Source organism: Halomonas sp. AOP7-B1-5 (assembly GCF_052353045.1).
GTDB lineage: Bacteria > Pseudomonadota > Gammaproteobacteria > Pseudomonadales > Halomonadaceae > Vreelandella > Vreelandella colorata.
The window spans coordinates 22,803-31,198 of sequence record NZ_JBQTDC010000039.1; the positions used below are offsets into that span (position 1 = coordinate 22,803).

The window sequence follows — 8,396 nt, forward strand, 5'->3', positions numbered from 1 at the left end:
TCAAAACTCCTTCAAAGCATAGGTAATCAGCGCATCGCGGTTGATTTCAATCCCCAAGCCAGGGCCATCGGGAATGTTCATAACCCCCTGGTGATGCTCTAGGGGCGTTTTAACCACGGCCTGACGAAATGGATTTTCAGTGCGGTCAAACTCCATGATGGGTTCAAGTGGCGAGCGCCGTGGCGGATTGGGCGGCAGTGCAGCCATAAACTGAAGGCTCGCCGCCAGGCATACTGCGGTTCCCCATACGTGAGGCACTAAGCGCACGCCGTGCATGGCGGCCATATCTGCAATTCGGCGCATTTCGCTAAAGCCGCCGACGCCACAGATATCCGGCTGGATGATATCGATAGCCCTGCGTGCAAGCGGCTCCTGCATGGCGTAGCGGCCGTGCCAGTTCTCGCCACTTGCCACGGGAATGGGCTGGCTCGCTCTTACCGCTTGGTAAGTCTCAATCTGCTCAGGGAGTACCGGCTCTTCAAACCAGTCGATACCAAACGCCGCCGCACGCTGGCCTACCTCGATGGCTTCCAGATAATCGTAGCCGTGATTGGCATCAATCATAAGGCGCACATCCGGCCCGATTGCTTCACGCACGGCCTCAATCACTTTCAGATCTTCTTCAACATCAAAGCCGATCTTGATCTTTACGGCATGAAAGCCTTCGTGACGATAGCGCGCTACTTCCGCCGCTACGTCGCTGACACGCTCAACACCCTCGCGGCAAAACGAGCCGGTGGCATAGGCGCGCACAGATTCACGGAACCTCCCACCAAGCAGCGTGGAAACAGGTACGCCGAAGTGCTTGCCCTTGATGTCCCAAAGCGCAATATCGATACCGCTCAGAGCAGTCATGGTTAAGCCACGCTGGCCCTGATCACGCAGCCGATTATAAAGGTTAAGCCATACTTTCTCTGTTTGCAGCGGGTCTTCGCCAATCAGCGCCTGGGCGTATACCTGGACAATGGCCGCATTGGGCTTGGCAGGCCCCAAGCACTCGCCCCACCCAATGGTGCCGTCTTCACAAATGATTTCGACTAAGCAGTGCTGGCGGCGCGTGAATGACATCGAAGCACTTTCAAACGCTGTTTCAAGCTTATGATCCAGAATATAAGTCTTGACCGCTTCTATTCTCATGGCTGATTTTCCTGTCATGGCGTTATCTAAAAAGGCCAGGTAGCGTTAATAAAACTGCCGGGATGTAAGTCACCAGCATTAGCGCTACAAACAGCGCCAGGAAGAAGGGCCAGATGGTGCGAACTGCATGCTCAATTTTAATTTTCCCGATCACGCAGCCCACAAACAGGCACGCGCCTACCGGCGGGGTACATAAACCCAGCCCCAGGTTCATCATTAAAATGATGCCGAATTGGATAGGATCCATGCCAAACTGCATGGCTACCGGCAGGAAGATGGGCGTGCAGATCAGGATTAACGCCGCCATATCCATGATCATGCCCAATACCAGTAGAATCAGGTTAAGCATCAAAAAGATAACCACAGGCTTGTCTGAAATCGTCATTAACCCGGTGGTCAGCATTTCAGGCACGTTATAGAGCGCCAGCATATAAGAGAAAGCCGATGCGCAGCCCACCAGAATCATGACCAGCGATGTGGTTTTAACCGACTGAATAACGGCAGCCTTGAAGGACGACCACTTAAGTTCACGGTAGACAAGCCCGGTCACGATAATGGCGTAGATGGCGCCAAAAGCCCCGGACTCCGTTACCGTCAAGATGCCCGAAAGAACGCCGCCGACAATAATGACAGCGGTCATCAAGCCAGGCAGCGAGGCGATCAGGCTAAGAAACAGGGCTTGCCAGCCGGGAAATGCCTCACCTTTATAGCCACGCTTAACGGCCACGATATAAGCGGCCACGGCCAGGCTTAAGCACATCAGGATGCCAGGCACGATACCGGCAATAAAAAGCTGGGTAACGGAAATACCGCCGCCCGCCGCTACGGCATAGAGAATCATGTTATGGCTGGGCGGAATGACCACGCCGGCGACCGACGAGGTCACCGTAACGTTGACGGCATAGTCAGCGTCGTAGCCCTTCTCTTTCATCACCGGGATAAGAATCGAGCCCAAGGCAGACGTATCGGCTACCGCTGAACCCGAGATGCCGCCAAACAGCATCGAAGAGCTTATATTGACCATCCCCAGACCGCCGCGCATCCTCCCCACCATAGCGGAGGCCAGGCGAACAAGCCGGGTTGAAATGCCGCCGTGAAGCATCAGCTCACCGGCGAAAATGAAAAACGGAATCGCCAGTAGCGAAAAAACGGAAATGCCGGATAAGATACGTTGAAAGGCGACAAACAGCGGTAGCCCTTCATACATAAACGCAGCGACAGCGGCCAGCCCAACGGCAAAAGCGACCGGTGCACCTGCGACAAGGCCGAGAAAAAAAATTCCAAACAGTATCATCAGCCCCATGACTTATGCCCTCCCAGCGTTTCGAGACAGTAATCGTTGCACTATATCCGCCCCTGCAAACAGCATGATCAGCACGCCACAAATTACCAGTGGGGCTGCACGCCAGCTTTCAGAGAGACCAATCATTGGAATAGCCCTTTCCATGTTTGTCATGACCAGCTTCCAGCCCTGAGCCACCATAAAACCACCAAATACAAGAATGAAAAGATCCGAGATGTGGTGCATTAATCCGCGCAGAAAAGGAGGAAAGCTCTCTCGAACAAAGTCGATATTCAGATGGCTGTGGTATCTGACGCCGGCAGCGGCGCCCAAACAGGTGATATATACCACTAATATCAGGGAGGTTTGCTCTACCCAGGTTGGCGTGTTGTTAAGCACATAACGTCCAAAGACTAGCCAACCGAAAGTAGCAATAAGAACGACCAGCATGATGCCCGCCACAAGCACGCATAGCTCAGCCATGCCATCCAACACGCGGTCTACAGAGCCTTCTTTTGTCGTGCTTTTTCTACTGCTGGGTGTTTCAAGTTCTATACTCACGACACATTTCCTTTTAATCTTTCGGCGGCATCAAGCCGCCGAAAGGAAGTCATAAGAAAATTATTGAGCGGCTCTGATTTCCTCGATCAGCTCACCCGTGCCCGGGTTATTAGCGATAAAGTTTTCATACATCGGCTCCATCAATGTTTGGAAAGCCGCTTTATCTTCTACTTCATTAATTTCCACGCCGTTATCCAAGATAATCTGACGGCTCTCTTCAGAGCTTTCGACCCACAGCTCACGTTGCATGGTGGAAGCATTCATCGCTTCTTCACGAACGATTTCCTGGTCTTCTTCGGATAACTTGTCCCAACTGGCTTTGGCAACACACAGGCACTCGGGAATAATCAAATGCTCGGTTAAGGAGTAGTATTCCGCCGCTTCGTAGTGGTTGCTGGATTCAAAGGAGGGGTAGTTGTTTTCAGCACCATCCAGAACACCGGTGGTTAAACTCTGGTAAACCTCGCCATACGCCATTGGCGTCGCATTGCCGCCAAGCGCCTCCATCATCTCGACGTAAAGATCGTTATTCATGACCCGGATCTTTAAGCCCTGAACATCTTCTGGGGTGTTGATCGGATGCTTGGTGTTGTAAATGCTGCTGGCGCCTGAATCGAACCAGGAGAGCACTACCAGACCTTTATCTTCCAATGCATCAGCAAAGCGCTGACCAATCTCGCCATCCATTACCGTGTGCATATGGTCTACATCGGTAAATAGGAAAGGTAGCGAGAAAACATTCGTTTCCTTAACAATGGGTCCCATGGGCCCCATATTGAAATTAGCGAAATCCAACGCACCATTGCGGGTTTGCTCAATCGCATCAGACTGATCACCCAGCACGGCATTGTTGTAAACACGGGGGGTAACGCGCCCTTCTGTTTGCTCTTTAACTGCCTCGGCAAAGGCTTCAAGCGCTACCGTATTGGGGTAACCGTCAGGGTGAATATTCCAGCCCCGCCAGTTATCGGCTTGGGCAGAAACAGCAGCGGCTAATAGCGAGACACCCGTTAGGGCAAACAGCGCTTGGCGACGGATAGTTTTTGTTTTCATCACTTAAAACCTCTTATTATTACTTGTGGTTTTTTTCAGCTTTTAGAAAGAACGCGCTACACCAACCAGGCGCTCTAACTGCTGGCGTTGCTCTTGGGTGGGCATGGTTAAAGGCGCACGAACGCTTCCAGCCGGGCGGCCGATAATATCCGCGCCTTCTTTAATCAAGCTAACCGCGTAACCGGCTTTTTGATCACGCAGATCAATAAATGGAATAAAGAAATCGTTCGTGATTCGTTTAACGACGTCTTTATCACCGTTGCGGAGCGCTTTATAAAACGTAACCGCCATATCGGGTACAAAGTTGAATACCGCAGATGAATAGGTATTAACGCCAATTGACAGGTACGCTTCTGCGAAAATCTCTGCCGTAGGCACACCGCCCACATACACTAAGCGATCACCGACCGTTTTAATGATTTTGTTGAGTGCCTGAATATCGCCTTTACCATCTTTCAAACCGATAAGGTTCGAGCAGGCATCCGCGAGTGCTTGCACCGACTCGGCATTCAGAACCCCGTTCCCTCGGTTGTAGTAAATGACGTTGATATCAGTGGCATCACAAATTTGCCGCGCATACTCGACTAATCCATCCTGCGGACACTCTGTCAGGTACGGGGGCATCAACAAAATACCATCGGCACCGGCTTCAGAGGCGGCATCAGCAAAGGCCTTGCCCGCTTCAACACTTAACCCAGCGCTTGCGATTACCGGCAGCTTACCATCGACTACTTCCACCGCTACACGAACAATCTGGCGATACTCTTCAAGCGTCAAATTGAAAAATTCGCCCGTACCACCAGCTACAAACACGGCAGAAATGTCGTGGCTGATAAACCACGCTAAGCGCTCGCGGTAGCTTTTTTCGTCAAATTTTCCGTTCTGATCAAAATCGGTAATGGGAAATGACAGTAGTCCATCTCCAACTGCTTGTATTACTTCTTGTTTGGAAAATTTCACAGAAACGTCCTCATGCTTTCTCATCCATGTTTAATTACATGGCAATAGGTAAAATCGTAGTAAACTAGTTATTTGTCATACATCATACAAACTAGAAAATAATCAACACGCGCAACACCTGCAAGTAAAAAGCTTTAAGCTTCGACCAAAGTGCTAGCGTCTAAAATATCTTTTAAAAACCCAGTAATTTTTTTAAGCAATAAAAACAAGATTTTGCCCTAGAGGGTGCACCTTCATGGAGAACAATAGCCCCTAAGCAATTTTGCCGGAACCAACTTAATATCGGTAGGCATCAAATATTGATGATTAAATCCGGCTTAAAAAGCGGTGAATTAAACTCATCCGGATATCCGCCAGGGTTAGCCAGTACGCGCGTACCGGCATATATAAGATCCACCGGTTCATGAACGTGACCGTGTATCCATAGATCCATTTTGCCCATCAACTGCGGCAGATGAGAGGCAAAGGCTGGGGATAGCGCATCACCTAAATATTGATCAGGAATGCAGTGGTGAAGCGGCGCATGATGGCTGATCACTACCCTGGGACCATCAAACGGCTTGGACAGTTCGCCTTCAAGCCAAGCGAGGGCTTCAGTGTGCAGCTGCTGACTCGCTTGGGGTGTCAACGTCGTGCCCGGTGACGTTTGGATGATTCTGAAATCGGGCATGTAGCGCAGCGCTTTGGACTCGGTATGGGCTGGATTTTTCGTCGGATCACTGGCGTAAAGCGCAAAATCGGTCCAGAGGGTCGTGCCATAAAAGCGTACGCCGTTGAGCGTGACGGCGCGGTTATCCAGCAGTTCGATATCAAGCCGCTTGGCCTCTTTCTTAAGCTCTTCGCGCATCAGCGGCATACAGGTGCCATAGAACTCATGGTTCCCCGGCACAAACAGAATTGGCAGCGTGGGAAACTGCGCCCGTGCCCAGATTAAGCCTTCAGCTTTATGATGAATATCCCCCGCTAACATCACAACATCGGCCTTTACATCGGATAACGGGCGGCTGTCCGCAAAGTGCTCCAAGTGCAGGTCGGATAAAATACGCAGACGCATCCAATCTCCTTAACGGGAAAGCTCTTCGATAAACGAGTCGATAAGCCTGATCACCTGCGCTTCATCTTCGCGGTGAGGGGTGTGGTGAAGGTTTTTAAGTATTTCGCAGTGCGCCGGGCCTTGGATATACCGGGCAATACGTTCCGGCTGGCGGTGCGAGCCATATTCATCTTTCTCGCCGTGCAATACCAATGTGGGGCAATGCACGCGTTCAAGCGCGGGTACCAATGACCAGTTGATGAAGTCAGGATGCAGCCACGTATTAACCCAGGCATCTAACACCCAGCGGGCTTTATGACCGTGATATTTTTCCAGCTTTGAAAACTGTTCTGGCGCTTTAAAAGCGGCTTTTGCCTGTTCGATACCAGAACGTGTACGCGCCTCGTTAGCCGATTGAGCAGCAATCGTAATCAGCCCCAGACACCGTGACGCATAAGCGCCAGCACAGTGAATGGCCATGCAGCCGCCCACGCTATGGCCTAATACAATAAAGCGGTCTATCGCAAGCGCTGCACATAAAGCGGCAAAATCAGTGCCGGGTTCATCGTCAATAAAGCTCAACGGTGGCGGCTCAAGACAGGCGCTCGATTGACCAAACCCCAGCCGGTCATAGGCAATAACGCGGTGTCGGGTCTTTTCGCATAGCGCTGCTGGAAAGCTACGCCATAAGGCGGTACAGCCGAGAGAGTCGTGTAATAAAATAATCGGTGTATCAGAACTCAGCGCCGAGGGTTCCCAGCTGCGTGCAAACAGGTGTCCGTGAGACAATGACACCCAGTGGTCGTGATAAGCGATTGATGAGGTCATGGCGTAGCTCTATTGTTATTAAGCCTTTTTAAAACATATGTTGAAGACATAAGCTATGTGCCTAAACCAACATAGCACGTCGAGATATTCCGCAAAAACAATCTGCCAAAACAATCTGCCAAAACAATTTTTCAAAGACTATCTATCAAAAATTGTCTATCAAAATCTATCTATCAAAACCTATCCATCACAACACTGCATAACCACTTAGCATTTTAAGAAGCAATTCTGCAGCAAGTAGACGACTTCATCTATGCGTCTGTTTAAGCCGTCCTTGGCCGGATAAAGTGCGGCAGACGCTATGTGTCAGTCATTTACCTTGCGCGGCATTTTAAGAGCCAGTGAGAACGGTCGTTCCTTGCGACACTTGACAAAGCGCTTTACAGATATCACACGCGCTCTCCCCCCGACCCATCAGTTAATTCTACTATCGTGAGTTTTCAAGCCCACAGAACCTAGCGGCTCAGAACCCATTTTTTGCCATTTCCTCTCCTCGCATCCACTTTTCCACCTACGTGCATAATCTATCGAACGGAGCTTTCACACCCCTGCTGCATCGCAGCAAAAAACCGCTACACTTTACGAAGTACCCTATCTGGAGAATCCCACGATGGCCTTCCCGCTAATTCCTACTTCTTACGATGGTGATGTTCTACCCTTCTGGAGGCTCCAAGCATTATGGCAACGCACCTCCATGGAGCACTGAAAGCACACCTAGGCTAAGCATTTGGTTTTAAATGTAGTGTGATAAGAATAATCACCGGGACCAGAGCTTTTTTTGGCTCCGTGAATTATTTATGAAAAGCTTTTCCATTCAACGATGTAAGCAATTGCTTACAAGCGATGGTCATTTACCTACACCTTTTTGGCTAGCTCTGTGCTTAAAAAGCGCCTACTATCTAGCTTCGCAAGCCAATGCTGCGTCGCACAATAGAAAGTTTCATAACAAGGATATTAGATAACCTTCACAACAGGAGTGCATGCCATGCAACACTCAGCAACTCAATATTCGGCAACCAGCGCCTACATTATGGAAGTATGGGCACAACATGCCCTAAAGCAGCGCGCAGCGTTTGATGCGCTGGCTGCCTACATGCTCAAGCTGTAAGCGCTTTACAATGATATGCTTGAATCAACGCCTCACTATGAGGCGTTATTTGTTTAAATAAAGGCAAACCTAGGCCGGGCTATGCCTCAACGCTTTCGACTAGGTTTCCTTAAAAATATTCATGCGCTTTATAGCCTGACATGGATCACTGTCAAAGAACATTTGAACCAAGCATCCCCTCTCGATAAATCCGCTCTCTTCATAACAATGGAACGCCTTGACGGTTTTCACCGTAACGATCAAAACGTCTTATGAATATTGATGTTAGCTAAGCAGCTGAGAATTTTATAGTTATTTTCTCGGACAGGTATGGAGTTATATAACGAATTAATCTAATATTAATTAGGCTCATTAAAGCATTATTTTCAACGTGCCATTTTACTCGTATATAAACACATTGACTAAGGAACTGACAATGCCATCACCTTTGCTAG

At 49.6% G+C, this 8,396-nt stretch carries 8 protein-coding genes; 1 reads left to right on the plus strand and 7 read right to left on the minus strand.

Annotated elements, in window-relative coordinates; all coding sequences use genetic code 11:
- From ACT3XD_RS16170 to ACT3XD_RS16200, 7 genes are all read right to left on the minus strand, one after another.
- The gene (locus ACT3XD_RS16170; protein ID WP_193053444.1) at nt 1-1,137 is read right to left on the minus strand and encodes a mandelate racemase/muconate lactonizing enzyme family protein; all 1,137 of its coding nucleotides are present in this window, start codon (nt 1,135-1,137) and stop codon (nt 1-3) included.
- Between the two features lie 22 nt (nt 1,138-1,159).
- Nucleotides 1,160-2,440, minus strand: a complete 1,281-nt coding sequence (locus ACT3XD_RS16175; protein ID WP_444280611.1) for a TRAP transporter large permease — start codon at nt 2,438-2,440, stop codon at nt 1,160-1,162.
- 3 nt (nt 2,441-2,443) lie between these two features.
- Nucleotides 2,444-2,980 (minus strand): TRAP transporter small permease, encoded by a 537-nt coding sequence (locus tag ACT3XD_RS16180; protein WP_193053442.1) that lies wholly within the window; start codon nt 2,978-2,980, stop codon nt 2,444-2,446.
- A gap of 60 nt (nt 2,981-3,040) precedes the next feature.
- Nucleotides 3,041-4,033: a TRAP transporter substrate-binding protein gene (locus ACT3XD_RS16185; RefSeq protein ID WP_444280612.1), complete on the minus strand. Its 993-nt coding sequence runs from the start codon at nt 4,031-4,033 to the stop codon at nt 3,041-3,043.
- Between the two features lie 42 nt (nt 4,034-4,075).
- A complete protein-coding gene (gene kdgD, locus ACT3XD_RS16190; protein WP_193053440.1) occupies nt 4,076-4,993 on the minus strand; it encodes a 5-dehydro-4-deoxyglucarate dehydratase in 918 nt (305 codons plus the stop codon).
- A 292-nt stretch (nt 4,994-5,285) separates the two neighbouring features.
- Nucleotides 5,286-6,047 (minus strand): metallophosphoesterase, encoded by a 762-nt coding sequence (locus ACT3XD_RS16195; protein WP_193053439.1) that lies wholly within the window; start codon nt 6,045-6,047, stop codon nt 5,286-5,288.
- 9 nt (nt 6,048-6,056) lie between these two features.
- Nucleotides 6,057-6,854 (minus strand): alpha/beta fold hydrolase, encoded by a 798-nt coding sequence (locus ACT3XD_RS16200; protein WP_193053438.1) that lies wholly within the window; start codon nt 6,852-6,854, stop codon nt 6,057-6,059.
- 985 nt (nt 6,855-7,839) lie between these two features.
- On the opposite strand from ACT3XD_RS16200, the gene ACT3XD_RS16205 reads away from it, so the two are divergent.
- Complete coding sequence (locus tag ACT3XD_RS16205) at nt 7,840-7,962, plus strand: hypothetical protein (protein WP_264298634.1); 123 nt, start codon at nt 7,840-7,842, stop codon at nt 7,960-7,962.
- Nucleotides 7,963-8,396 lie beyond the last annotated feature (434 nt).